This window comes from Arthrobacter sp. BG5, from assembly GCF_056680155.1.
Genome location: NZ_CM155268.1, coordinates 493,397 through 519,752, shown reverse-complemented (window position 1 = coordinate 519,752; position 26,356 = coordinate 493,397). Strand labels below are relative to the sequence as shown.

General features: G+C 67.9%; 21 protein-coding genes. 16 read left to right on the top strand and 5 right to left on the bottom strand.

Annotated features, from left to right (window positions below; translation table 11 throughout):
* The first annotated feature begins 56 nt into the window (after window positions 1-56).
* The 3 genes from AC1MBE_RS02290 (at window position 57) to AC1MBE_RS02280 (ending at window position 3,891) form a co-directional block, all read left to right on the top strand.
* A complete protein-coding gene (locus tag AC1MBE_RS02290) occupies window positions 57-1,211 on the top strand; it encodes an NAD(P)-binding domain-containing protein (RefSeq protein ID WP_479780579.1) in 1,155 nt (384 codons plus the stop codon).
* A gap of 77 nt (window positions 1,212-1,288) precedes the next feature.
* Window positions 1,289-2,473 carry a class I SAM-dependent methyltransferase gene (locus tag AC1MBE_RS02285; RefSeq protein ID WP_479780578.1) on the top strand — a complete coding sequence of 395 codons (1,185 nt, stop codon included), beginning with the start codon at window positions 1,289-1,291 and terminating at the stop codon, window positions 2,471-2,473.
* Window positions 2,474-2,688: 215 nt separating this feature from the next.
* A complete protein-coding gene (locus AC1MBE_RS02280) occupies window positions 2,689-3,891 on the top strand; it encodes an ROK family transcriptional regulator (protein ID WP_479780576.1) in 1,203 nt (400 codons plus the stop codon).
* Between the two features lie 54 nt (window positions 3,892-3,945).
* Here the strand turns inward: AC1MBE_RS02280 and AC1MBE_RS02275 are convergent, their stop codons facing one another.
* A complete protein-coding gene (locus tag AC1MBE_RS02275) occupies window positions 3,946-4,143 on the bottom strand; it encodes a hypothetical protein (protein ID WP_479780574.1) in 198 nt (65 codons plus the stop codon).
* A gap of 415 nt (window positions 4,144-4,558) precedes the next feature.
* Here AC1MBE_RS02275 and AC1MBE_RS02270 point away from each other — a divergent pair, with 415 nt between their 5' ends.
* Both AC1MBE_RS02270 and metE read left to right on the top strand, forming a co-directional pair.
* Complete coding sequence (locus tag AC1MBE_RS02270) at window positions 4,559-5,533, top strand: methylenetetrahydrofolate reductase (protein WP_479780572.1); 975 nt, start codon at window positions 4,559-4,561, stop codon at window positions 5,531-5,533.
* A gap of 54 nt (window positions 5,534-5,587) precedes the next feature.
* Window positions 5,588-7,930: a 5-methyltetrahydropteroyltriglutamate--homocysteine S-methyltransferase gene (gene metE, locus AC1MBE_RS02265; protein WP_479780570.1), complete on the top strand. Its 2,343-nt coding sequence runs from the start codon at window positions 5,588-5,590 to the stop codon at window positions 7,928-7,930.
* A 192-nt stretch (window positions 7,931-8,122) separates the two neighbouring features.
* Here the strand turns inward: metE and AC1MBE_RS02260 are convergent, their stop codons facing one another.
* Window positions 8,123-8,629: a DUF2004 domain-containing protein gene (locus AC1MBE_RS02260; protein ID WP_346960297.1), complete on the bottom strand. Its 507-nt coding sequence runs from the start codon at window positions 8,627-8,629 to the stop codon at window positions 8,123-8,125.
* A 99-nt stretch (window positions 8,630-8,728) separates the two neighbouring features.
* Between AC1MBE_RS02260 and AC1MBE_RS02255 the strand changes: the two genes are divergently transcribed.
* Window positions 8,729-10,132: an aldehyde dehydrogenase family protein gene (locus AC1MBE_RS02255; RefSeq protein ID WP_479780568.1), complete on the top strand. Its 1,404-nt coding sequence runs from the start codon at window positions 8,729-8,731 to the stop codon at window positions 10,130-10,132.
* A 76-nt stretch (window positions 10,133-10,208) separates the two neighbouring features.
* Here AC1MBE_RS02255 and AC1MBE_RS02250 read toward each other — a convergent pair whose 3' ends face one another.
* Entirely contained in the window at window positions 10,209-11,129 is a 921-nt protein-coding gene (locus tag AC1MBE_RS02250; protein ID WP_479780566.1) for a LysR family transcriptional regulator, read from the bottom strand.
* A 173-nt stretch (window positions 11,130-11,302) separates the two neighbouring features.
* Here AC1MBE_RS02250 and AC1MBE_RS02245 point away from each other — a divergent pair, with 173 nt between their 5' ends.
* From AC1MBE_RS02245 to AC1MBE_RS02230, 4 genes are read left to right on the top strand one after another with little or no spacing between them, the layout of a single operon-like run.
* Window positions 11,303-12,691 (top strand): NAD(P)/FAD-dependent oxidoreductase, encoded by a 1,389-nt coding sequence (locus tag AC1MBE_RS02245; protein ID WP_479780564.1) that lies wholly within the window; start codon window positions 11,303-11,305, stop codon window positions 12,689-12,691.
* Complete coding sequence (locus AC1MBE_RS02240; protein WP_479780562.1) at window positions 12,688-13,419, top strand: DUF1365 domain-containing protein; 732 nt, start codon at window positions 12,688-12,690, stop codon at window positions 13,417-13,419. Before AC1MBE_RS02245 ends, AC1MBE_RS02240 begins: the two co-directional genes overlap by 4 nt.
* Window positions 13,416-14,864: a class I SAM-dependent methyltransferase gene (locus AC1MBE_RS02235; RefSeq protein ID WP_479780560.1), complete on the top strand. Its 1,449-nt coding sequence runs from the start codon at window positions 13,416-13,418 to the stop codon at window positions 14,862-14,864. Before AC1MBE_RS02240 ends, AC1MBE_RS02235 begins: the two co-directional genes overlap by 4 nt.
* Entirely contained in the window at window positions 14,861-16,108 is a 1,248-nt protein-coding gene (locus AC1MBE_RS02230) for a class I SAM-dependent methyltransferase (RefSeq protein ID WP_479780558.1), read from the top strand. The genes AC1MBE_RS02235 and AC1MBE_RS02230 overlap by 4 nt, the downstream gene beginning before the upstream one ends.
* A 4-nt stretch (window positions 16,109-16,112) precedes the next feature.
* On the opposite strand, the gene AC1MBE_RS02225 is transcribed toward AC1MBE_RS02230, so the two are convergent.
* Window positions 16,113-17,213, bottom strand: coding sequence for a chitinase (locus AC1MBE_RS02225; protein ID WP_479780556.1), 1,101 nt, complete (start codon window positions 17,211-17,213; stop codon window positions 16,113-16,115).
* Between the two features lie 74 nt (window positions 17,214-17,287).
* Window positions 17,288-19,540: a bifunctional polysaccharide deacetylase/glycosyltransferase family 2 protein gene (locus AC1MBE_RS02220; protein ID WP_479780554.1), complete on the bottom strand. Its 2,253-nt coding sequence runs from the start codon at window positions 19,538-19,540 to the stop codon at window positions 17,288-17,290.
* A 540-nt stretch (window positions 19,541-20,080) separates the two neighbouring features.
* Here AC1MBE_RS02220 and AC1MBE_RS02215 point away from each other — a divergent pair.
* From AC1MBE_RS02215 to nrdE, 6 genes are all read left to right on the top strand, one after another.
* Window positions 20,081-20,698 carry a hypothetical protein gene (locus tag AC1MBE_RS02215; protein WP_479780552.1) on the top strand — a complete coding sequence of 206 codons (618 nt, stop codon included), beginning with the start codon at window positions 20,081-20,083 and terminating at the stop codon, window positions 20,696-20,698.
* Between the two features lie 278 nt (window positions 20,699-20,976).
* Window positions 20,977-21,906, top strand: coding sequence for a hypothetical protein (locus AC1MBE_RS02210; RefSeq protein WP_479780550.1), 930 nt, complete (start codon window positions 20,977-20,979; stop codon window positions 21,904-21,906).
* Window positions 21,907-22,325: 419 nt separating this feature from the next.
* Window positions 22,326-22,829, top strand: coding sequence for a hypothetical protein (locus tag AC1MBE_RS02205; RefSeq protein ID WP_479780548.1), 504 nt, complete (start codon window positions 22,326-22,328; stop codon window positions 22,827-22,829).
* Window positions 22,830-23,337: 508 nt separating this feature from the next.
* Entirely contained in the window at window positions 23,338-23,583 is a 246-nt protein-coding gene (gene nrdH, locus AC1MBE_RS02200; RefSeq protein ID WP_018773329.1) for a glutaredoxin-like protein NrdH, read from the top strand.
* A gap of 42 nt (window positions 23,584-23,625) precedes the next feature.
* On the top strand, window positions 23,626-24,126 hold the full coding sequence (gene nrdI, locus AC1MBE_RS02195) for a class Ib ribonucleoside-diphosphate reductase assembly flavoprotein NrdI (protein ID WP_479780546.1): 501 nt from the start codon (window positions 23,626-23,628) through the stop codon (window positions 24,124-24,126).
* An 83-nt stretch (window positions 24,127-24,209) separates the two neighbouring features.
* Window positions 24,210-26,330, top strand: a complete 2,121-nt coding sequence (gene nrdE / locus AC1MBE_RS02190; RefSeq protein WP_479782431.1) for a class 1b ribonucleoside-diphosphate reductase subunit alpha — start codon at window positions 24,210-24,212, stop codon at window positions 26,328-26,330.
* Window positions 26,331-26,356 lie beyond the last annotated feature (26 nt).

The following is a 26,356-nucleotide window of genomic DNA, read 5'->3' as shown; positions in this document are numbered from 1 at the left end:
GGTCCCGCTCACTGAGCGGGGCCTCGCTTTGTTTCCGCTGAATGAGGATGGGCGCCGTGAACGACACCTTGCGTGCACCGCTGCGGTTCGCCGATGTCGTGGTCATCGGCGCCGGACAGGCCGGACTTTCCGCCGCCTACCATCTGCAGCGCCGCGGGTTCGTCCCCGCCGGTCCGGCCAGTGGCACGGCCAGTACCGGCCCGGACAGCGCTGCCGTGGCCGGCGCCGGCGCTCCGCTGACCTATGTGGTGCTCGACGCCGAGGACGGCCCCGGAGGTGCCTGGCGGCACCGCTGGAAAAGCCTGCTGATGGCCACCGTCAACGGCATCAGCGACCTGCCGGGCATCCCGCAGCCTGAGGTCGATCCGGAGGAAGCCAGCTCGAGCTTCCTGAGCCGGTATTTTGCCGGCTACGAGGCCCGGCTGGGCCTGGCCGTCGAACGGCCGGTGAAAGTCCGCTCCGTCAGCCGGGAGGACAACAACCCGGCCGGTCGCCTCCGCGTCGCCACCTCCCGCGGCGACTGCTCCGCCCGGGCCGTGATCAACGCCACCGGCACCTGGACGCGCCCGTTCTGGCCCATCTACCCGGGGCAGACCAGCTTCCGCGGCCGGCAACTGCACGTGGCGGACTACGCCTCCGCGGAGGAATTCCGCGGGCAGCACGTGATCGTGGTGGGCGGCGGCATCTCCGCCGTGGGCCTGCTGGACGAGATCTCCGCGGTCACCAGCACCACCTGGTTCACCCGGCGGGAACCGCTCTGGCGCGACGCCCCCTTCGACCGGCAGGCCGGCCACGACGCCGTCGCCCTCGTCGAGGAACGGGTGCGGCAGGGGCTGCCGCCGCAAAGCGTCGTCGCCGTGACGGGACTCATCTGGACGCCGGCCCTGCGCGCTGCCGCCGCACGCGGCGTGCTCCAGCGCCACCCGATGTTCACCGGCATTGAACCCGGGGGAGTGCGGCTGGCGGACGGCAGTTTCCTGGCCGCCGACGTCATCCTCTGGGCCACCGGCTTCCGGGCGGAGCTGGAGCACCTCGCGCCGCTGCATCTCCGCAGCCCAGGCGGCGGCATCGCCATGGACGGCACCCGCGTCGCCGCGGAGCCGCGGGTCCACCTCGTGGGCTATGGCCCGTCGTCGTCCACTATCGGGGCGAACCGGGCGGGCCGGGCCGCCGTCGCCGGGATCGTCAAGCTGCTGGCCGGTCCGGGATAACGTAAAGCGGTGCACCATCCCCGTCCCATCACTGACGGCCCGACAAGAACCCGACCAGAAAGGGCGGCAACCCGCGCGTGGCGGACAACAAGCTCGACTCCCTCTTTTCCCGGCTCCGCAGATTCCCCGACGTCGAGGCGGCCAACCTGCAGGCCTGGGACGCCACCGACCGGTTGCTGCTGGACACCGCTGCCGAACTGCGCTCCGCCGGCCGGCTGGCACCCGCCGGCCGGACCGCCGTCGTGGGAGACCGCTACGGCGCCCTGACCCTCGGCATGCTCGCCCTCGACTGGCAGGGCGCCGCCGCCGATACCCGCCCGGTGCGGGTGCATGAGGACCTGATCACCGGCGAACGCGCGCTCCGCAACAACGCCGAGGCCTCCGGGCTCAACGCCGGGTTCGAACAGCTTCCGCTGGCCGAAGCCCTCGACGGCGCGCCCCTCGTCCTGCTCCAGCTGCCCCGGTCACTCGCCGAGCTGGAGGAGATCGCCGACGCCGTCGCCCGGCACGCCGCGCCGGACGTCGTGCTGCTGGCCGGCGGCCGGGTCAAGCACATGAGCCTGGGGATGAACGCCGTGCTGGAGCGGTACTTCGGCGAGGTGCAACCCCAGCTGGCCCGGCAAAAGTCACGCATCCTGCTGGCCCGGGCCGCGAAACCGGCGGCCGGCGCCCCGCCGTTCCCGGTCACGGAGTGGAACGCCGGGCTGGGGCTGACGGTCTGCGCGCGGGGAGCCGTGTTTGCCGGCACCGGGCTGGACATCGGAACCCGGTTCCTGCTGGACTTCCTGCCGGAGATGCCCAGCGTCGGGCACGCCGTGGACCTCGGGTGCGGCACCGGGATCCTGGCCGCCCTGTACGCCCGCAGCCACCCGCACGCGCGGGTCACGGCCACGGACAGGTCGGCGGCCGCCGTCGAGTCCGCCGCGGCCACGGCCCGCGCCAACGGCCTGGACCGGCAGATCGAGGTCCTGCACGACGACGCCATGAGCACCCTGCCGGACGCCAGCGCCGAACTGGTCCTGCTCAACCCGCCGTTCCACCTGGGCGCCGCGGTGCACGCCGGGGCCGGAATCAAACTGATCGAAGCAGCGGCCAGGGTCCTGGTTCCGGGCGGCGAACTCTGGACGGTATTCAACAGCCACCTGCAGTACCGGCCCGCACTGGAACGGCTGGTCGGCCCCACCCGTGAGGTGGGCCGCAACCCGAAATTCACCGTCACGGCGAGCGTCCGCCAGCCGCGGCGCTCAGCCCCGCACGGCTAGACAGGGGCCACGCCGGAGCCAGTCAGGGGCCACGCGGGCCCGGCTGCGGGCCACCCGGGCGAAATCTGTCCGACTGTGAAGGCGGAGGGTGGGTGCTAGCGGCCGCGCGTAACGTACCATTTCTGACATCAGCAGTGCTTAGCCGAAGACGTTTAGAGGTATCAGTGACTGAGATCCGCACACCCTCGCCGCGGCGCGGCACAAACCTCCCACGGATGGGGGATTTCAACCTCACGGTCATCCTGGACGCGATCCGGCGCGCCCCGGGCGGGCTCAGCCGGGTGGAACTCGCGCAGCTCGTCGGGCTCTCGCCGCAAACCATCTCCAATATTTCCCGCCGGCTGCTGGACCAGAACCTGATCGTCGAGGCGGGCAAAGAGGGCAGCGGACCCGGTAAGCCGCGCACCATGCTCCGGCTCAACCCGGCCGGGATGTACGCCGTCGGCGTCCACCTCGATCCCGCCGTCCTGACGTTCGTCCTGCTGGACCTCGTCGGCGCCGTCGTCAAGCACTCACGGCTCAAGACGCCCTCGGGCACGGACCCGGGATCCATCATCGACACGATCGCCGCGGAGATCAAGCAACTGATCGAGGACTCCGGGGTGGACAGTGCCAAGGTCGCCGGGCTGGGCATTGCCTCGCCGGGGCCGATCGACCTGGAGGAAGGTGCCGTGGTGGACCCGCCGCTGCTACCGGGCTGGGAACGCGTTCCGCTGCGTGACGCCCTCGCCGCGGCGACCGGGCTGTCGACGCTCCTGGACAAGGACGTGACGGCCGCCGCCGTCGCCGAAACCTGGGCCGGCGGCCCCAGCGGCGCGGGCAGCTTTGTCTTTATGTACATGGGCACCGGGATCGGCTGCGGGGTGGTCCTCAACGACGAGGTGGTCCGCGGCACCTCCGGCAATGCCGGGGAAATCGGGCACATCATCGTGGACCCCGACGGGCCGCCCTGCGACTGCGGCCAGCGCGGCTGCGTGAAGTCCGCCGCGATCCCGAAGGTCCTCGTCGCGCAGGCCGAGGCTGCCGGCGTGCTGGACGGCTCCCGCACGGACCGGAGCGCCGCCGCGGTGCAGGAGAGCTTCGCGGAACTCTGCGCGCTGGCGTACGGCGGCAGCGAGGGGGCGCTGGATATCCTCCGGAAGTCCGCCGTGCTGGTGAGCCGGGCCATCTCCGCGGTCACCAACGTGCTGGATGTGGACCGCGTTGTGTTTGGCGGCCCGTTCTGGACGTGCCTCGCGCCGGCCTACCTCGAACAGATCCCCGGCCTGGTCCGGGACAACAGCGCCACCCGGAAAATCCACGGCATCGAAGTAGTGGGCACCGGCGTGGGCGAGGACGTCGGCGCCGTCGGCGCGGCCTGCCTGGTCCTGGAGCACACGCTGGCGCCCCGCTCGCAGCGCCTCCTGCTGGAGGGCTAGCGAAGGACCGGACCCCGTCCCTTGGCCGGGAGGCGCCGGTCCCGGCAGCTGCCGTCAGTCAATGTCCTCGATGACGGTCCCGAACGGGATGGTGTCGTCCAGATGGGCCTGGTGGTCGTGCGGGTGGACCACCACGCGCACCCCGTGCAGTTTGTCCGCGGCCGACTGCATCAGGATGGGCCGGACGGTGTTGATGAGGCTCTCGCTCTTGCCGGCGAGGTACTCCTGGTAACTGGCTGGAAGCTGGATCATGCCCTCAGGATAGACCTGCGGCACTGACAAAGGGGAGGCCTCGCTTTGTCGAATAATCTTCTGCAACCGGGCTTCCTGCGGCGTAAAGGCGCGTCTTAATTCGACAGAAAACTTGAACGCCGCACCAGGGGCCCCTAGAGTCGTAGACAAGTTACCCCGGTAACGTGTCAGCGATCCTCCGCTGCAGGCCGGCCAAAGGAATCATTTCAGCCGAAATATTTCCCTGGCGGCCAAGGAGGGTGTGGGTGCCCCCATGTGGGCCTGACATTTGCTCACGGACAGCTTCGAAGCAGGCGTAACAGTCGCGACTGCGTCCTGCTGAAGTTCCCTCCGTGTTCCCAAACTCAACTCATTGGCGGCAGCGCCGGCCGGTCTCCGGCCCGCTGGCGGCAATGGCTCACAGCCAAGGACGCAAATGTCTCCACCAAGCCTTATTGACGCACATCCAAATCTCGCCGGCGCGGCCCCCATCGCCCTGTCCTACGAGCTTTTCCCGCCGCGCTCGCCCGCAGCCGCGGAGTCGCTCTGGACCACGATCGGGGAGCTGGAAGCCACCAGCCCGGACTACGTCTCCGTGACGTACGGTGCGAGCGGCTCCAACCGCAGCACCGCCGTCGAACTCATCAACCGCCTCGTGCAGGAAACCCAGCTGCGCCCCCTGGCGCACCTGACCTGCGTCGGCAACTCCCCGCAGGAACTCGCCGAGGTCATCGGCGAACTGCTCGACGTCGGCGTCCGCGGCATCCTGGCCCTGCGCGGCGACCAGCCCAGGGACGGGGGCGTCCCGGCGGAAGGTTCCCTGCGCTACGCGCAGGACCTGATCGAACTCATCCGCCGCGTTGAACAGCGCCGCTCGGCGCTGCTGTGCGCCGGCAAAGTCGCCGTCGGCGTCGCCGCCTACCCCACCCGGCACCCCGAATCGCCGAGTGAGGCGCACGACATCGAGGTGCTGCTGGCCAAACAGCGCTCCGGTGCCGACTTTGCCATCACCCAGGTCTTCTTCCACACCGAGCAGTACGCGCGGCTGTTGACCCAGGCGCGCCGGGCGGGCGTCACCATCCCGATCATCCCGGGGGTCATGCCGCTCACCAGCGTCCGCCGGCTCACCCGGCTGGGCGAACTGACCGGCGTCGAACCGGCCCCTGAACTGCTGGAACGGCTCGCCGCCGCGGACACCGACGCCGAACGCAACCGGATCGGGGTCAGGGCCACCGTGGACCTGGCCAACGCGGCCCTGGACGCCGGCGCCCCGGGCCTGCACCTGTACACCTTCAACGAACACGCCAGTGCCCTGGACGTGCTGGACAAGCTCGCCCTGCCGCGGCCGCGAAGCGGCAACCGGCACGCGAGCTACCAGCGCCCGGCCGCCCGCCGGCAGCTTGCCAGCTGACCGGCACCGACGCGACTTTCCTGCACCCTGCACCACCAACTCTTAGGACTTCCCATGACTGATCAGAACACCGCTGTGCCCACCCCGTTCCCGGCCGCCTCGATCCTCGGCTACCCGCGCATCGGCCGCCGCCGCGAACTCAAGAAGGCCGTCGAGGCCTACTGGGCCGGCACAATCGACGCCGACGCCCTGGACGCCGCCGCCAAGGACATCCAGCTCGGCACGGCCCGGCGGCTCCAAAGTCTCGGCCTGACCGAAGCCGCCGCCGTTCCGGGCAGCTTCTCCTACTACGACCAGGTGCTCGACGCCGCCGCGCACCTCGGCGCCGTACCGGCCCGCTTCGGCAACCTCCTCACCGAAGGCGGCCGGCTCGACATCGACGGATACTTCACCCTGGCCCGCGGCACCACGGACCAGCAGCCGCTGGAAATGACCAAGTGGTTCGACACCAACTACCACTACCTCGTCCCGGAAATCGGCCCGGAGACCAACTTCGCGCTGACGTCCACCCGGATCGTCGAGGAATTCGAGTACGCCCTGGCCAACGGTGTTGAGACCCGCCCGTACCTGGTTGGTCCGGTGACGTTCCTGCTGCTGAGCAAAGCCTCCGACGAGGCCCCGGCCGGCTTCAGCCCGCTGTCCCGCCTCGAGGACATCCTGCCCGTCTACACCGCACTGCTGCAGCGGCTTGCCGCCGCCGGCGCCAGCTGGGTCCAGCTCGACGAGCCGGCCCTGGTGGTGGACCAGGACACCCCGGCCGAAGAGATCCAGGCCGCCGTCGCCCGCGCCTACGGGGAGCTCTCCGCCGCCGCGGACCGCCCGCAGCTGTTCGTGTCCACCCCCTATGGCGCGCTGGACGGCCAGCTCGGCACCCTCGCCGCCACCGGCATCGACGCCCTGCACCTGGACGTCTTCAAGGGCGAGGTCCCGTCCGCCGTGGCGCTCGCCGCGCTGGGCAACAAGACCCTGGTTGCCGGCGTCGTGGACGGCCACAACATCTGGCGCAACGACCTGGCCGACTCGGCGGCAAAGATCGCCAAGCTGAAGGAGTCGGTGGGAAAGCTCGCCATCAGCACCTCCACCACCACCGCGCACGTCCCGCACGACGCCGAGGAGGAAGTCCAGCTCCCGGCCCAGCTGCGCAGCTGGCTCGCCTTCGCCGACCAGAAGGCCGCCGAGGTTGTCACCCTCGCCGGGCTGCTGACCGACCCGGCAGCCGTCCAGCCGGCCATCGATGAGGCCACCCGCGTCATTGCCTCCCGCGCCGGGGCCGACGGCGTCCGCCGCGCCGAGGTCCGCGCCCGCACCGCCGCCCTGACCGACGCGGACTTCAACCGCTCCGCCTACGCGGTCCGCGAGGCCGCGCAGGCCGGGGCGCTGCAGCTGCCGCCGCTGCCCACCACCACCATCGGCTCCTTCCCGCAGACCGCGGAGATCCGCACCGCCCGGGCCCGCGCCAACAAGGGCGAGCTCAGCACTGAACAGTACGAACAGCTGATGAAGGACGAGATCAAGCGCGTCGTGGAGCTGCAGGAGGAGCTCGGCTTCGACGTGCTGGTCCACGGCGAGCCCGAGCGCAACGACATGGTGCAGTACTTCGCCGAAAACCTGGAAGGCTTCGACGTCACCGTGCACGGCTGGGTCCAGTCCTACGGCTCGCGCTGCACCCGGCCCTCCATCCTGTGGGGCGACGTCACGCGCAGCGCCCCGATCACGGTGGAATGGGCCAAGTACGCGCAGTCGCTGACCAGCAAGCCGATGAAGGGCATGCTCACCGGGCCGGTCACGATCCTGGCGTGGTCCTTCGTCCGCGACGACCAGCCCCTCGGCGAGACCGCCAACCAGGTGGCCCTGGCACTCCGCGACGAAATCGCGGACCTGGAAGCCGCCGGCATCAAGATCATCCAGGTCGACGAGCCCGCCCTGCGCGAACTGCTGCCGCTGCGCCGGGCAGACCAGGCCGCCTACCTGGACTGGTCCGTGAAGTCCTTCCGGCTCGCCACCGCCGGCGCCGCCGACTCCACCCAGGTCCATACCCACCTGTGCTACTCGGAGTTCGGCGCGATCATCGACGCGATCGACGGCCTCGACGCCGACGTGACCTCGATCGAGGCAGCCCGCTCCCGGATGGAAGTGGTACACGACCTCGAGTCCCACGGCTTCGGCCGCGGCGTGGGCCCGGGCGTCTACGACATCCACTCGCCGCGCGTCCCGGGCGAGCAGGAAGTCACCGAACTGCTCAGCACTGCGGTCAAGCACGTCCCGTCCCGCCAGCTCTGGGTCAACCCGGACTGCGGCCTGAAGACCCGCGGCTACGCCGAGACCGAGGAGTCCCTGCGCAACCTGGTCACAGCCACCAGGACGGTCCGCGCCGGACTGCTCGAAGCGGCCCGGTAGCCGCCCGGTCGGATTCCTGCGGCCCGGGCCGACATCAGCCGGACCAAGCACCGGCTGAACAAGCTCCGGATGAACAAACGACGCCGGCCGGCCACCTCGCAAGGTGACCGGCCGGCGTCGTACGTTTTCAATGATCGATTGCTGAGCAGCCGCCGTTTTGAGCGCTCAAAAGGGCGTCCTCGGAGCAGTCGATCAGGATTCCCACAGAATTTCGTCGTCGACGACGCCGTCCTCGTCCGCGGAGGCCACCAGGACCTCGTCGGTGAAGTGCGCGCCCAGGGTGAAGTCGAGCACGAAGTAGCGCTCCGGCTGGCCCGGGTAAATGCCCACGTGGCCGAGCTTGAGCGCCTTGAGGAAGACCTGGTGGGTCAGCTGGGCTTTGTCCGTGACGCCGAAGACCTGCTGCAGGTGCTCGGGCTTGATGGCGTTGCAGTGGAAGCGGAGGTACTCCTGCGGGCTGGTGCCGTCCTGCTCCAGTTCCTCGGCGATCATCTCGCGGACCTGGTCGACGAGTTCGGGCAGGAAGCGCAGCCGGTAGTCAACCTTGTGCATGGCCGCTTCGTCAAAGTGGTCATGCGCGTTGACGTTCAGGTCAAGCTCCAGGGGCTGGCCGGCCAGTTCATGCTTGGCGGCGAAATTATGGTCACGCCCGTGGTTGAGCTCGATCTCTCCAAAGTGCTGGCTCGCTACCTTGCTCATGTCTTCAACATAGTCCTGAAAAGTGGTCCGTTCCAGCATCGACGGGCATTTATCCGATACCGGCCCCTGAGCGGAGCGGGGGACCGGTACATTGATCGGATGCAAACAGTTGCCGCCACCGTTGCCCGTGCCCGTGAAGTTTTTGACAGCGGAACCACCCGGCCGCTGGCGTGGCGGCTGGAGCAACTGCGCAGCCTGCGGCGGATGCTGATCGAGCGCCGGCGGGAGTTCGCCCGGGCGCTGACGGACGATCTTGGCAAACACGAGACCGAGGCGCAGCTGACGGAAATCGGTTTTGTCACGGCCGAAGCGGCGCACCTGGAGAAGCACCTCGAAGCCTGGCTGCGGCCGCGCCCGGTGTCCGTACCGGTGGCGGTCCAGCCGGCCAAGGCCTGGACCGAGCTCACCCCGCTGGGAGTGGTGCTGGTGATCGGGCCCTGGAACTACCCGCTGCAGCTGCTGCTCGCACCGCTGGCCGGCGCGCTCGCCGCCGGCAACACCGTGGTGCTCAAGCCCAGCGAACATGCCCCGGCCACCTCCGCCGCCCTGGCCCGCTGGATTCCGGAGTACCTGCCCGGCGCGGCCGAGGTTGTTGAAGGCGGGATCCCCGAGACCACGGCGCTGCTGGGCCTGCGCTTCGACCACATCTTCTTCACCGGCGGCGAGGCGGCGGCCAAGGTGGTGCTCCGCGCCGCGGCCGAGCACCTGACGCCGGTGACCCTGGAACTGGGCGGCAAGTCCCCGGCCTACGTGGACTCCTCCACGGACCTGGCCAAGGCCGCCAAACGGATCGCCTGGGGCAGGTTCATGAACGCCGGGCAGACCTGCGTGGCACCGGACTACATCCTCGCCACAGAGGAGGTCCTGGTGCCGCTGGAGACCGAGCTGGTCAAAGCCATCGCGGCGCTGTTCGGAACAGACTCCGCGCAGAGCGCGTCCTACGGCCGGATCGTCAACGACCGGCACTTTGACCGGGTCGCCGCGCTCGCGGACGGCAGTACCGTGGTCCACGGCGGCGAGCGCGACGCCGCCAGCCGGCACTTCGCCCCGACGCTGCTGCGGCCCGCACCGGGGGACACCGTGATGGGGGAGGAGATCTTCGGCCCGCTGCTGCCGCTGGTGCCGGTCAGCGGCAGGGACGAGGCGATCCGGACCATCAACGCCGGAGCCAAGCCGCTGGCGTTGTACGTGTTCAGCAACGACGCCGGGACGCGCCGGGCGTTTTCCGAACAGACCTCCTCGGGGGCGCTGTGCTTCGACGTCCCGGCCGCGCACCTCACCGTCCCCGGCCTGCCGTTCGGCGGGGTCGGTAACAGTGGGATGGGCGCCTATCACGGCGAGCACTCGCTGCGGACCTTCTCGCACGAACGCTCCACCCTGTCCAAGCCGCACTGGCCGGACACCCTGGAACTGATCTACCCGCCCTACACCAAGGCCAAGCACCGGATCATCAGCGCCCTGGTGGCACCGGCCGGGAAGCTCCGGAAAAAGCCCGGCACGTAGGCGGGGACAACGTCCGGCACGTAAGCCGGGACGATGCCCGACGCCATGCCGGCCGGCCCGCGGCCGGAACCAAGGCTCAGTCCGGACGCGTGGCCACGAGCTTGTGCAGCGTGTCCGCCAGCAGCTCCACGAACAGCTGGACCTGCGCCGTCTGTTGTTCCTTGGGCAGCAGGGCGAAGACGTTGCGGGCCAGCCGGATCTCGGGGACATCCAGCACCACCACGCCGGCGGGCCGGTGCAGCAGGGCGAGCTCCGGGACCAGCGCCGCGCCCAGCCCGGCAGCGGCCATCTCCAGGCTGGCATGGAAATCGTCGCTGAAGGCCACCACCCGCGGGTGCAGGTTGCAGCTGGCGAATAGCCGCTCAATCACCGTGGCGTCACTGGTACCGGGGTGGTGCATGATCCATGGCATGTCGGACAGGTGGTCCGCCGCCACCTGGGACCCCGGGCCAATGCCCCAGGCCGCGGGCAGCACCACCCGGAAGTCGTCGTCGCCAATCCACTGCCGGTTCACCGTGTGCGGCCACGCGAGGCCGGACTGGCCCACCTGGTAGACGAGCGCGACGTCAAGCTCGCCGCCGGTGCGCAGGCCCTGGATGGTCTGGCCCGGCTCGGCCACGGAGACCCGCAGTTCGATGCCAAGGTTCTTCCACGCCGGGTTCTGCAGGATCCGGGGGAGGACGTAGGTGGCCAGGCTCGGGAAGATGCCCAGCCGGAGCTCCTGGCTGGCACTGTCGTGGGTCCGGGCCGCCGCCGCCATCAGCGCGTCGATGTCGGTGAGGACCTTGGCTGCGTGCCGGGTCATCACGACGGCGGCTTCCGTGGGATGGACGCTGCGGGCCGACCGCTGGAACAGGTCCACCCCGGTGTCCCGCTCCAGCGCCGACATCTGCTGCGACACCGCCGAGGCCGTGTAGCCCAACCGGGTGGCGGCCGCCGCGAACGAGCCCAGCCGCACCACCTCGACGAGCGTTCGCAGATGCACGGGGTTGATCACAGGGCTGCCCTTCGGTGGTTACGGTGAGGCGGGACCGAAATCCCGCTTCATTCTGGCACATTGGGTTCCAAGCAACGGCTGGGAAATCGCACTCATCCGGTTGCCCCGCGGTTACGAATTGCCCATAAGACGATCCACCAGGACGATTCAGGCGAAGCAACAGGAGCAGACCAGTGCAGCAAGCAGCAAGCATCCCGGACGGGCGACGCGTCGCCGTGATCGGCAGCGGGGTGGCCGGCCTGACCGCCGCCTACGTCCTGAACCAGCGGGACCAGGTGACTGTCTTCGAGGCGGATGATCGGCTCGGCGGGCACGCCCACACGCACGACGTCCGCCAGGCCGACGGCTCCACGCTGGGCATCGACACCGGCTTCATCGTCCACAACACCCGCACCTACCCCACCTTGCTGCGGCTCTTCAACGAACTGGGCGTGCAGACCCAGGACTCGGAAATGAGCATGTCCATCCGCTGTGACGGCTGCGGACTCGAGTACGCGGGCGCCAGGGCCGGCGCGCGGGGCATCATCCCGCGGCCCTCCACCCTGCTGCGCGGCCGCTACCTGCTGATGCTGCTGGAGGTCACCCGCTTTTACCGCCGGGCCCGCGCCCTGCTCGCCGAGACGGAAGCGGCCGGCGCCGGCAACGGTGCCGGCAAAGGTGCTGTTGCGGCCGAGCTGACTCTGGGCGAGTTCCTGGACCGGGAGAAGTTCAGCAGCTACTTCATCGTGCACTTCATGACCCCGGTGGTCAGCGCCGTCTGGTCCTGCGACCCGACCACCGCGCTGGCCTACCCGGCCCGCTACCTCTTCACCTTCCTCGGCCACCACGGGCTCCTCGGCGTCAAGGGCTCCCCGCAGTGGCGCACCGTCACTGGCGGCTCCCGCAGCTACGTGGACAAGCTCGCCGCGACGCTGCCGGACATCCGCCTGTCCAGCCCCGTCACCCGGGTCCGCCGCCACGCCGGCGGGGTGGAAGTCAGCACCGGGGAGCGCACCGAGCAGTTCGACGCCGTCGTAATCGCCACCCACCCGGCGCAGGCGCTGCAGATGCTCCAGGACGCCTCACCCGTCGAACGGGAGGCCCTGGCCGGCATGCCGTACTCGGTCAACCACACGGTCTTCCACCGCGACGACGCCGTGCTCCCGGCCAGCGACAACGCCAAGGCCTCCTGGAACTACCGGCTGCCCTCCTGCGACGCCCGCCCGGACCGGGTCCTGGTCAGCTATGACATGACCCGGCTGCAGCGGCTGGAACCGGCGGACGGCAAGCGCTACATTGTCAGCCTCGGCGAATCCGATCTGATTGGGGACGGGACGGTGCTGGAACAGATGGTGTACGAACACCCGCAGTACACCCCGGATTCGCTGCGCGCCCAGCAGCAGATCCTGGGCCTTGGCGACGGCAGCCTCGCCTTCGCCGGCGCCTACCACGGCTGGGGCTTCCATGAGGACGGCGCCCTGTCCGGCGTCCGCGCCGCGGCCCGGCTGGGACGCGAATGGGAACCGGCCAGTGCCCCGCGGCAGCAGGCGCCGGAACTGCAGACGTCCCTGGAGGGCGCATGAGCAGCCGCGCAGCCATCTACCGCACCTCGATAGCCCACGTGCGGCGCACCCCGCTGCACAACGCCTTCACCTACCGCAGCTACAGCTGGTACGTCGACGTCGATGCCCTGCCGCAGCTGCCGCGCTGGCTTGCCCCGCTGGCAGGCTTCTCCGCGGCTGACCACCTGGGCGAACCGGACGGAACGCTGCGCGGCAACGTCGAGCGCTACCTCGCCACCCAGGGCATCGCGCTCGACGGCGGCCGGATCACCATGCTCGCCAGCGCCCGCGTCCTGGGCCACGTCTTCAACCCGCTCAGCCTGTTCTGGTGCCACGACGCCGCCGGCGGGCTGCGCTGCGTCGTCGCCGAGGTCCACAACACCTACGGGGAACGGCACTGCTACCTGCTGGAGACCGACGACGCCGGCCGGGCCACCGTGCCCAAGGCCTTCTACGTCTCGCCGTTCAACGACGTCGACGGCCAGTACCGGATGAAACTCCCCGAACCCGCCGACCGGCTCGCCGTCTCGATCGTCCTGGAGCGGGAGGGGCAGAAGCCCTTCATCGCCACCATGGACGGCGTCCGCCGCGAAGCCACCGTGCCGAACATCACGGCCGCGGCGCTCGCCGTCCCGCTGGCGCCGCTGCGGGTCGCCGCACAGATCCGCTGGCAGGGCATCAAACTCTGGGCACGCCGTTTGCCCGTCATCAAAAGACCACACCACCCCTCACAGGAGGCAGTCCAGTGACCATGACCGAAGCCACCGGATCACAGGCTGCGCAGGCGAACACCGCGCAGGCAACCCCGGCACCCGCAAACCCGGCACCCACGCATCCGGCCGTACCGTACACGGTTCCGCAGCCTCCCGCAGTCATCGATGCTGCGGTGTGGCCCAGCATCGCCACCGTGCCCTCAAGCCTCAAGGCCAGGCTCGCGGGGAAGGCCGCGGACGCCATCTTCCGCGCCGCCGTGCGCCGCCTCCCGCTGGAGGTCCGCTACCCCGACGGGACCGTGCTGGGGAAGGCCGCGTCCGGCCAGGCCGAGCCCGGCCAGGTGTTCCCGGTGATGACGATGAACCGTCCGGAAGCCTTCGCCGCCCGGCTCGGCGACGGCGGCCTGATCGGCCTGGGGGAGTCCTACATGGCCGGGGACTGGGACGCGGACGACCTGACTGCGGTCATGGAGGTCTTCGCGGCCCGGGTGGGGACGCTGGTGCCGGAGCCGCTGCAGAAACTGCGCGGGCTGTACCTGCCCCGCACACCGCGCACCGAACGGAACACGGAGCAGAACACCCGCTCCAACATCTCGCGGCACTACGACCTGTCCAACGAGCTCTTCGCGACCTTCCTGGACAGCACCATGACCTACTCCAGCGCGCTCTTCCCGGAGAGCGGCGACGCCCTGCGCCATGTCGCCTGGGACGGGCTGGCAGCAGCCCAACAGGCCAAAATCGACCGGCTGCTGGACAAGGCCGGCGTCACGGCGGGAACCCGCGTGCTGGAAATCGGCACCGGCTGGGGGGAACTTGCCCTCCGTGCCGCGGCCCGCGGCGCCACCGTCTACTCGGTGACCCTGTCCAGCGAGCAGCAGGAACTGGCCCGGCAGCGGGTGGCCGAGGCAGGCTACGCGGACGCCGTGACCATCGAGCTGAAGGACTACCGGGCCGTGGAGGGCGAGTTCGACGCCGTCGTCTCGGTCGAGATGATCGAGGCGGTCGGCTACGAGTACTGGGCCACGTACTTCCAGACGATCGAGCGGGTCCTGGCCCCCGGCGGGAAGGTCGCCATCCAGGCGATCACGATCGGCCACGACCGGCTGATCGCCACCCGGACCAGCTACACCTGGGTGCACAAATACATCTTCCCCGGCGGCGTCATCCCCTCGGTCCGGGCGATCGAGGAGATCACCGAGAAACAGACCGGACTGCGCGTCCGCGAACGCCTCGCCATGGGCGAGCACTACGCCCAGACCCTGCGGCTCTGGGAGGAGCGCTTTATGGCCCGCGCGGCGGACGTGCGCGGCCTCGGGTTCGACGAGGTCTTCCAGCGGATGTGGCTGTTCTACCTGTGCTACTCCCGGGCAGGCTTCGAGACCGGCTATCTGGACGTGCAGCAGATCGTGCTGGACAAGGCAGCCACGAAGGCGTCCAGCCAGGCAGCGGCCAAGGCTTCCAGCGGGCGGAGCGCAGCATGACGGCGGGACTGGCAGCCACCGTCGCGGAGGTCCTGCGACCGGTGGTTGGCGGGGAACTCCCTGTCCGGCTGGTCGTCTGGGACGGCAGTGAAGCCGGTCCGGCCGGCGCCCCCGTGGTGCGGCTCAACTCGCCGGACGCCATCCGCCGGCTGCTCTGGGCGCCGGGGGAGCTGGGCGCCGCGCAGGCCTATGTCACCGGTGAGCTGGACGTCGACGGCGACCTCAACTCCGCGCTGGAGCACCTGTGGAAGGTGGTCCGGGACCGCGGGCTGTCCGGCATCCGCCCCACCCCGGGCTTGCTGGCCGGCGCCGCCCGGATCGCCAAGGCCGCCGGGGCCCTGGGCGCGCCGCCCGAGCCCCCCGCCAGCCAGGCCCGGGTCAAGGGACGGCTGCACAGCCTGGTCCGCGACCGCGCCGCCATCAGCCACCACTACGACCTCAGCAACGATTTCTACGCACTGATCCTCGACCCGCAGATGGCGTATTCCAGCGGCTACTGGACGGATCAGGCAGGGAACGGCGGCGCCACCGAGGGCTACGGCCTCGAGGACGCCCAGCGGGACAAACTGGACCTCGTCTGCCGCAAGATCGGGCTGAAGCCCGGGATGCGGCTCCTCGACGTCGGCTGCGGCTGGGGCTCGCTGAGCGTGCACGCGGCCCAGTATTACGGCGTCGACGTCGTCGGCGTCACCCTCTCCGTCGAACAGAAAGCGTTCATCGACGCCCGGATCAAGGAGCGCGGCCTCGAGGGGCGGGTCGATATCCGGGTCCAGGACTACCGCGAAATCCCGGACGGGCCGTTCGACGCCGTGGCCTCCCTCGAAATGGGCGAGCACGTGGGACAGCGCAACTACCCCGTCTACGCCGCCGCCCTGTTCCACAACGTGGTCCCCGGCGGGCGCGTCCTGGTCCAGCAAATGTCCCGCCGCGGCAAGCATCCCGGGGGAGGGCCGTTCATCGAGTCGTTCATCGCCCCGGACATGCACATGCGTCCGGTGGGGGAGACGCTGGGGTTCCTGGAGGAAGCGGGCCTGGAAGTCGAGGCCGTTGAGGCGATGCGGCGGCATTACGTCCGCACCCTTGAGGCCTGGTACGCCCGGTTCGAGCAGAACCACGACGCCGCCGTCGGGATGATGGGCGGAGAAATCGCCCGCGTCTGGCGGCTGTACCTGGTCGGTGCCCTGCGCAGTTTCGCCGAGGGCCGGATGGGAGTGGAACAAATCCTCTGCAGCCGCCCCGGGTAGCGGGTCAGCCGGTGAAGGACTTGCCGAGCACCTTCGCGAACATCCCGCGCTGCTGCGTCACGCCGCTGCAGCCGCTGGATGCGCTGCTGCCGGGCTCCGGCCGGCTGGACGGGCCGCAGGGCCTGTCCCGGTTCAGCGACCACATGGACATCCGTCCGATGCCCTGCTGCAGGGCGAAGCTGTTCAGGCCTTCCGCGTCCTCGATGGTGAAGACCTGGCCTTTCACATCGTTGACCCCGATCATGGGGGTCAGTCCGATCCGGTTCCACGCGGCCGCCTCGTCGAGGGGCTTGCCGGCCTTCCCGTACAGCGCACGCAGCGTCTGGTGGGTGGCCTCGGCCGCGCTCTTGGCTGCGGTGAGCATGGTTTGGCCCGGGCCCAGCGGTTCGAAGTCCATCACCATGATGTTGACGCCGGCGAGGTCGACTCCGCCGTCGAGCATGGCCGTCACCGCCGCTTCGCCGTCCGGCGTCAGCCCCTGCATCGACACCGGCAGGGTCAGCCACACCTTCAACGGGTTGCCGGCGGGACGCGCCGCCTGAAGCCGCGCGACGGCGGCGGCACGCCGCTGCGCGGCTGAGCGGTCCGCGAGGCCCTCGCCCTCGACGTCGTAGTCCACAATGTCCAGGCCGTACCTGGTGATCACCGAGGTGTAGGCCTTCGCCAGCGCTGCAGCGTCGGTGCAGACCCCGGCCAGCTCCTTGCCCAGCTGTCCTCCGAAGGAAACGGCGACGTCGTTGCCGGCCTTGCGGTAGGAGCCGATCTGCCCGTCCACCCCCAGCCTGGCGCCGGCCTGGTCAAGGGTGTGGACGCCGTCCCAGGACGGTTCGCACGGTTGTTTCGGGTGGGCGCCGATGAAGGACAGCATGGTGGTGACGGTGCCGTGCGGCGGCAGGTCCTGGAGCCGCACGGCCGGGGTCAGCGTGACATCGAGGTATCCGCCGAACCACGGCGGGTTGGGGACGGTCTTGCTCATCCCTTCCTCCTGGCCGTAGTCGCCCGGCGGCGGGGCGGTGCAGGAGGCCACGGCCATAACGACGGCGGAGGCCGCCAGGAACCTTGCCCAGTGTCGGGCCGCGCGCAGCTGCAGATGTCGAGGTCGCATAAATGCTTATTATGTCCGCCGGTCGGGAGGGCCGCCATGGCTTGGGCGGTTCCTCCTGGCCGCGAGGCCGCCGGTCACGACGACGCCAAGTGATCCGCTGTCGCCGGGGCGAGGGCGGGGGCCAGGTGCGGGCGGCCCGCCGGCAGCAGGACACTGTTGGTGCGTTCGGGCCGGTACCAGCCGACGGCGGTGCCGCGCAGGGCGAGGATCGCGGACCCGAACACGACGTACGCGCGCAGCGGCTCGTAGATGAGCCGGTAGATGGGGACCATCAACAGGTGCATGGGGCTCTCCCGGACCATCACGATCGCCACAATCGAGATGATCATGTGGGTCCCGGCGACGAAGGCCGAGAACAGTGCCACCGCCTGCCATTCCCCGTGGGCCAGGCTGTTGACGGCGACGATCACCGTCAGGGGCATAAAGACCAGCGGGACAACGACCGAGATCAGGGCGTACGGCATGGTGAGCAGGCCGAGGGCTCCGTACCGGGGGTTGAAGAGCATGGACCGGTGCTTGTAGAGCGTCTGGATGTTGCCGTAAGTCCAGCGGAGCCGCTGCTTGAACAAGCCCCGGAGGGTCATGGGCGCTTCGGTCCAGGCGACGGCGGAATTCTCCTGGACGATGCTGTAGCCGAGCTTTTGCAGCGACAGCGTCAGGTCCGCGTCCTCAGCGAGGGTGTCGTGGGAGTAGCCGCCGGCCTCCAGGAGTGCTTCCCGCCGCCACGCCGCGCAGGCGCCGGGGACGATCGAGATGGCCCCCATCAGGCCCTCCGCCATCCGGGTGACACAGATGCCGGAGAGGTACTCCAGGCTTTGCCAGGCGGTCAGCAGGTTGCGGCGGTTCCCGACTTTCACGTGCCCGGCAACCGCGCCGACGATCTTGCCGTGCCGTGGTGCCAGGAAATGGCGGGCAAACATCTTGATCGTTTGCGGTTCGAAGAGCGTGTCGCCGTCCAGGGTGACCACGATTTCGCCGCGCGACTGGGCGATTCCATGGTTACTGGCGGCCGACTTTCCGCCGTTGGGTTGGTCGATGACGCGCAGGTCCGGCCAGGTCTTGGCGCATTCGTTAAGGACCGCGAGGGTGCCGTCGGTGGAGCCGTCGTTGACGGCGACGACTTCCAGGCGCGGATAGTCGCTGGCCCTGAGTGCGTCCAATGTTTTGGCCACAACAAGTTCCTCGTTGAAGACCGGCAGGACGACGCTGACGAAGGGCCAGTCCTCTTCCTTGACGTCGGCCCAGAGGCGTTTCTTCTGGCGGTTGTTGTTGATCACTGCCAGCACCACATACAGGAACGTCAGGATGGTCAGCGAGCCGATGCCGAACCAGAACAACCACGTGAGTACCACGTTTGGTGTGACCAGATAGGTGGTCATGGCGGCCAGGGTCGCTTCGTCTTCGACGGCGTCCTTGACATTGTTCTGCGGGATGTATTCCGGCGGCAGCAAGGGCTGGACCGTGGTGAAGGTGTAGCCCTGCGCTTTTGCCATCGGGATGAAGGTCTTCAGCATTTCAATGGTGGCGCTGCGGTCACCGCCGCCGTCGTGGACCAGGACAATGTGACCCTGGCCGTCCAGTTTCTGCGCCTTGATCGGAACGCCGGGGGCGTAGGACCAGTCCCGGGTATCAAAGTCCATATTGATGTGCAGGAATCCCAGCTGCTGGGACTGCAGCAGTGCCAGGGAGTTGTTCCCGGGGTCTCCGGTGGGGATCCGGAACAACCGGGTCGCGTAATTGTCCGAAGCGCGCATCACCCGGTCTGCGCCGATGATCTGCTGGCGGTTAAACGAGTTGTCGTGGGCCCAGAAATCAATGTGCGACATGGTGTGGTTCCCGACCATGTGACCTTCTTTGGTCATGCGGCGGAAAATATCCGGGTATTTGACGATGTTGTCGCCGACGGTGAAGAACGTCGCCGGCACGCCTTCCTTGGACAGCAGGTCCAGAATCTGCGGCGTATTGCGCGGATCGGGCCCGTCATCAAAGGTCAGCATCAGCGTATGGTCAGCCGGTTTCCCAAATGTTTCCATGGCGTACGGGCTGTTGCCGATCAGCTCGATTTCCTCCGGAGTTGCTTCCCTCCAGATGGTGCTGCTGAAGGGATCCTTGAGCAGGACTTTGCCGTTCCGCCGCTCAATGACGGCGATGCGGTCGAAGGCAAAGCCCCCCTCAGGTCCGATCCTGGGAATGTTCCGCAGGTCCTGGGAGGACAACAACTTGCGCGGGTAATCGACGGCCTGGTTTTCCTGGGCTTTCCACACCGGGGCGCTGGCCGCCGGCAGGATCCAAACGACCGACAGGACAATTAACAGGACGGCCGCCACAATGGCTACGAGTATTCTGCGCCAACGTTTTCCACTTGGGTCAAAAAAGACCGGTGCAGTGCCGGAAAGAGGGGATGATTTAGTCATGGATTGCCTCGCCAGGGAATCTTGTATCTGAAGTCCTGACCGGAGTCAGGGCGAGAGCGCCAACGCTGATTTCCGGGGCTCAAAGCCGGAACTGGCGGTCGATTCGGAGGAGGAGAAACCGGCGCTCATCTGATCCCGCCCCCTGAAGCCGCACGAGCCGCCGATCTCCGGCGTACCCCTTATGTCTTTCGAGGTTAGGAGCGGCGGATGGGGCGCACACGCGTAGAAAACACCCGCGTTTTTGGGGTGGTTCTACTTGCTTTGCAGGGTCAAATACCACGTCCAACAGCCGCCGGTGCGAGTACGGCCGGTAAGGCCGGGGGCCGATTTTGCTACCGCGGACCGCTTTGCCCGGCGGGAATCTGAAACACGTTCAACGTGCCGCTATCGCGCCAGCGGGGGCCAAGGGTAGCGTTCAGGTACAGGGGCCGAATCAGCGGAGGCAGATAGAGAATGCGCAGACAACTCGGAGTAGCCGCCGGCCTGCTGTCGGTCCTCCTGGCTGCCGCCGCCTGCGAAGGTACGCCGCCCGCGCCAGATCCGTTGCCCACGGAGCGGGCAGCCGCCCCGGACACGTACATCACTGCCTACACGTGGTACGACAACACACCTGAGGGCTCGCCGGACATCAGCCACCCGGTGCTGCACAAGCGTGCCGGCGGGGCCGGAACCTATGCCGATCCGGTGACGATCGCCGTAGGGCATTCCTTGGAGACAGGCAAAGACGTCCTTGATTTCCCGGCCGGCACCCGGATCTACCTGCCCGACGTCCGGCGCTACTTCATCGTGGAGGACACCTGCGGGGACGGTCCCGCCCCGGAGGAGGGGCCGTGCCATGCGCAGGCGGCCAGGCACGGCGGTGCATCCACCTGGCTGGACATCTGGATCGGCGGGGAAGGGGAGGACGAATCGTTCGCCCGGCGCTGCGCGGAGCAGGTAACAGGAGTGCGGGCGGCCATTTTCCACCCGGCCGAGAACTACGTCGTCGCCTCCGGCTACGGCGTGATCCACGACGGCAAGTGTGACAGCGGTTACGGCAACCAACTCCAGACCGCCCCGCCCACCCCCTAGCAGCCGCCGGGGCCGCGCCGCGGGGCGGATTCTCCAGCGTCTTGAATTCGCGCGGACAACGGCGACGCGCCGGTAATTGGCCTCTTGTAATACTGCGAGGTAACGTTTAGGTCACCGGTTGGCGCACACGCCCAAATGGAGCGTTCCAAACGTTCTTGTGTGTGGTAAGTCCCCAGGCCGGAGCGCCTCGCGTTCCGCATACCGTGACCAACTCCGGGCAGGACACGTCCCCACGGGACTGCCCGTTTCCGCACTCCCACGAATAGGCTTTATTTTCCATGCGCAGAAACAGTCTGCTGGCCGCCGGCATGCTCTCGGTCGTCCTCGCCACGTCGGCGTGTGGCGCCGGTACCGGCGCCACTAACTCATCCGCACAGTCTTCAGGCGCTGCCGGCGTCGGCGTTGAAGCTAGCACCGGGCTCGACACGTCTGCCGAGATCGGCACCTCGCAGCGGGCCGCGGCTGAGAAGGCCAAGGCCGCCGCGGTGGCCGCCAAGAAGGCGAAGGTCGACGCGAAGGCGAAGGCCGCCGCGAAGGCCAAAGCCGCAGCAGCAGCGGCCAAGAGGGCCGCTGCCGCCAAGGCGCCGGCAGCTCCGCAGGTGCCGGTGGCTGTCCCCGCACCCGCGGCGCCGACGAAGGCTCCCGCGCTTCCCGCGGCCCCGAAGCCGGCCCCGGCGCCGGTGGTGCCGGCGTCGTCCTCCGAGCGGATTGTCCACACCGTCTACACGACGGCCTACACCTGGTATGACAACACCCCGGCCGGCTCAACCACCATCAGCCACCCGGTGCTGCACAAGACTGCCGGCGGAACCGGTACCTACAATGACCCGATCACCATCGCGGTGGGCCATTCCCTCGCCACCGGTAAGGACGTGTTGGACTTCCCGGCCGGCACGCGGATCTACCTTCCGGATGTGCGCCGCTACTTTATCGTCGAGGACAGCTGCGGCGACGGCGATGATCCCCAGGGCGGCCCCTGCCACCAGGGCACCAATGTGAACGGCACCAACTCCACTGTCTGGATCGACATGTGGATCGGCGGGCAGAGCACCACCGCTGACGGTGCCGACAATTGCGCCAGCAAGGTGACCAGCATGCGCACCGCAGTCTTCAACCCGGCCAGCAACTACGCTGTGGCACCGGGCGCCGGCGTCATCCATGACGGCAAGTGCGACGCCGGCTACGGCAACACGCTCCTGAAGAACTAGGGAACGCGGGACCGGCTTCCGGCTGCAAGCGGAAGCCCTGCGGGGGCTGGCGGAACGACGCCGGCCCCCGTTTTCCGTCCCCGGGCGCCGGCCCCCGTCCCGCGCCGGAGGCCCAAAGACCCTGTTCTTCGGGCAGGGACGAAGCAGAATTGGACGGAGTAGTTGCACCAAAAGGGGAGGGCGCCATGCGTCGCTCAGGACCATCCGTCAGGGCAGTCTCGGCAGGGTTTTGTATCGCCATTGCGCTGGCGGCCTGCACGGCGCCAAGCAACCCCGCCGCCAGTTCCGGGACGGCCGGGCCCACGTCCTCGCCGGCCGCCTCGGCCGTCAAATCAACGGCGGGCTTGAAACCCGCGGCCCAGGCTTCGCCCAGGCCGCCCGCGCAGGCGGACTGGAAGACCTACACAACGCCGGATGGCATGTTCATGTTCGACTACCCGCCGGACTGGACGGTCAAGGACCGGGCCCGTGAGGCAGCGCCCGGGGGAGTCTTCGTTGAAGTCCTCACCGGCGCCGGAAAGTCGATCGCAACCCTGCGGACCAACATTGTGACCAAGGCGAACTGCACCCAGAAGTTTCCGTATTCCCTGATGGACTCGCAGGAGCTGCCGGCTCTTGCCCGGAACGGGGTGAAACCGCGGTTTGTTTTTGAGGGCCGGGACGACCATGAGTCCTACCCCTCCAGGCCGGCCCCGCTGTCCTACGGCATCACCTCGGCGCCCCAGCCCACCGGACCCAGCGCCTGCCCCATCTTCCAGTTCTTCAACTGGCCGCCGGGCGTGGCGTCGTTCAGCGGCGTGCACACTCCGCTGGTCACAGCACCCGGTGACACGCCCGACGTCGACACCCCGGAGTCCTATTCGGGAACCGAAGAGTACGAGGAGATTCGGCAGACCATCACCTCGCTCCGCCCGGCGGACTGACTGTTCCCGGGGGTCGGATGCCCTGGGCGCCTGGCCCATCCTCACTCTGGGCCCCGCCCGAGCCCGCCGGATGCCGCCTGAGCCCGCCCGAGCCCGCCTGCAACTTTGCCGCCTGGCCGCCGCGGTGCCGCCGCCCACTACATGTAGTGCGTCGCGCCACCCCGGGACCCCCGGGGAAGGAACCGCGACACGCCGTCCAGAACGCGACACGCGGGGCGGTTAATTGTGGCTAACTACTCCACAGGGTGTGGATTTCGTCCGCGAAAACGGCTGAAATCCGGACATTTTGAAGGCCCCCGGCTGTGGATTAAAGGTGGGTTAAATGACATACTTGTAATACATCATCTTGGGGTCCGCCCGGGACTCTTGCACTACATGTAGTATCGACATACAGTTCGAGCGGAGCGGTTACAGACCGCAGGGCGAGGCCAGTAACGGATAAGGATTCCTGTTCCGCGTAGGCCCCACCGGACACGAACCACAGACTTCAACAAAGGGGACTCAGGACATGACCGTTACGGTTTACACGAAGCCGGCTTGCGTGCAGTGCAACGCCACCTACCGCGCTCTCGACAAGAAGGGCATCGCCTACCAGAGCGTCGACATCTCCCAGGATGCCGAGGCCCTTGAGCGCCTCAAGTCCCTGGGCTACATGCAGGCCCCGGTCGTCGTCACCGACCAGGACCACTGGTCCGGCTTCCGCCCGGACAAGATCGAAGAACTGGCACAGGCCGCCGCCGTCGCGGTCGCCTGAAAAGCCCCACAAGGCACCACCACGTCGGATGAGGTGACTCCCATGGCACTGGCAACCGCCAGCCCGCCGCCGGCAGCAGAGGCCGGGAACCGGGATGACCGGGCGGCAGACGCCGTCCGGACCACGGCCAGCCACCTCATCTACTTCTCCTCCACCTCCGAGAACACCAAACGCTTCGTCGCGAAGCTGGGTGTCGACGCCGCCCGCATCCCCCTCCACCAGAGGGAACCGGCGCTGCTGGCGACCGAGCCCTACGTGCTGGTGCTTCCCACCTACGGCGGGACCGGGGGAGAGGGATCCGTTCCGAAGCAGGTCATCCGCTTTCTGAACGATCCGAGGAACCGGCAACAGCTCCGTGGAGTGATCGGGGCGGGCAACACGAACTTTGGGGACAACTACTGCATGGCCGGCGACATCGTCGCCGCCAAATGCCAGGTCCCGCACCTATATCGTTTCGAACTCATGGGGACGCCGGAAGACGTCAGCCGAGTACAACAAGGATTGGAAGAATTTTGGACACGACTGTCGCAGACACTGAAGTGACCGGGGCGGGCTCAGCCGCCGCCGGGACCGCCGCCGGGAACACCGCCGTCGAGAAGCACACGGTCCCCGGCGAGAAGCCGGCCATGCCGGCCGCCTACCAGGGCCTGGGCTACCACGAGCTCAACGCCATGCTGAACCTCTACGGCCCCAACGGCGAGATCCAGTTCGAGGCGGACCGCGAAGCTGCCCACCAGTACTTCCTGCAGCACGTGAACAACAACACCGTTTTCTTCCACGACCTCGAGGAAAAGCTCGACTACCTCGTCAAGAATGAGTACTACGAGCGCGAAACCCTCGACCAGTACACGATGAACTTCATCCGCGAGCTCTTCAACCGCGCGTACAAGAAGAAGTTCCGCTTCGAGACCTTCCTTGGCGCGTTCAAGTTCTACACCTCCTACACGCTCAAGACGTTCGACGGAAAGCGCTTCCTGGAACGTTATGAGGACCGCGTCTGCATGGTGGCACTGCACCTGGCCCGCGGCGACGAGCAGCTCGCCACCGCAATGGTGGACGAGATCATCGAAGGCCGCTTCCAGCCGGCCACCCCGACGTTCCTGAACGCCGGCAAGAAGCAGCGCGGCGAGCTGGTCTCCTGCTTCCTGCTCCGCATCGAAGACAACATGGAGTCGATCGGCCGGTCCATCAACTCCGCCCTGCAGCTGTCCAAGCGCGGCGGCGGCGTCGCGTTCGCGCTGACCAACATCCGCGAAGTCGGTGCGCCGATCAAGCAGATCGAAAACCAGTCCTCCGGCGTCATCCCCGTGATGAAGCTCCTCGAGGACAGCTTCTCCTACGCCAACCAGCTCGGTGCCCGCCAGGGTGCGGGAGCTGTGTACCTGCACGCGCACCACCCGGACATCTACCGCTTCCTGGACACCAAGCGGGAGAATGCGGACGAGAAGATCCGCATCAAGACCCTCTCGCTGGGCGTCGTGATTCCGGACATCACCTTCGAGCTGGCCAAGAAGGACGAGGACATGTACCTGTTCTCGCCGTACGACGTCGAAAAGGTCTACGGCATGCCGTTCTCCGACGTCTCGGTCACCGAGAAGTACTACGAGATGGTGGACGATTCCCGGATCAAGAAGACCAAGATCAAGGCACGCGAGTTCTTCCAGACTCTCGCCGAGATCCAGTTCGAATCCGGCTACCCGTACATCATGTTCGAGGACACCGTAAACCGGGAAAACCCGATCGACGGCAAGATCATCATGTCCAACCTGTGCTCCGAGATCCTCCAGGTCTCCCAGCCCACGACGTACCACGATGACCTGTCCTACGACACCACCGGCAAGGACATCTCCTGCAACCTGGGCTCGCTGAACATCGCGAAGGCCATGGACTCGCCGGACTTCGGCCTGACCATCGAGACGGCCATCCGCTCGCTCTCGGCCGTGTCGGACATGTCCAACATCACCTCGGTTCCCTCGATCGCCCGCGGCAACGACCAGAGCCACGCGATCGGCCTGGGCCAGATGAACCTGCACGGCTACCTGGCCCGCGAACGGGTCCACTACGGTTCCGAAGAGGGCATCGACTTCACCAACATCTACTTCTACACGGTGGTGTTCCACGCGGTCCGGGCTTCCAACAAGCTGGCCATCCAGACCGGCCAGACCTTCGGCGGCTTCGAGAAGTCCAAGTACGCGTCCGGCGAGTTCTTCGACAAGTACACGAACCAGGAATGGGTGCCGCAGACGGCCAAGGTGGCCGAGCTGTTCAAGAACATCCATATCCCCACCCAGGATGACTGGCGTGAGCTGAAGGCCTCCGTCATGGAGCACGGCATCTACAACCAGAACCTGCAGGCCGTCCCGCCGACCGGCTCGATCTCCTACATCAACAACTCCACCTCCTCGATCCACCCGGTGGCGTCCAAGATTGAGATCCGCAAGGAAGGCAAGCTGGGCCGCGTGTACTACCCGGCGCCGTACCTGACCAACGACAACCTGGAGTACTACCAGGACGCGTACGAGATCGGCTACGAGAAGATCATCGACACCTACGCCGCTGCCACGCAGCACGTGGACCAGGGCCTGTCCCTGACGCTGTTCTTCAAGGACACCGCCACCACGCGTGACATCAACAAGGCCCAGATCTACGCCTGGCGCAAGGGCATCAAGACCATCTACTACATCCGTCTCCGCCAGCTAGCGCTGGAAGGGACCGAGGTGGACAACTGCGTCAGCTGCATGCTTTAGTCAACCTTTATCGGTTGATAAATGCT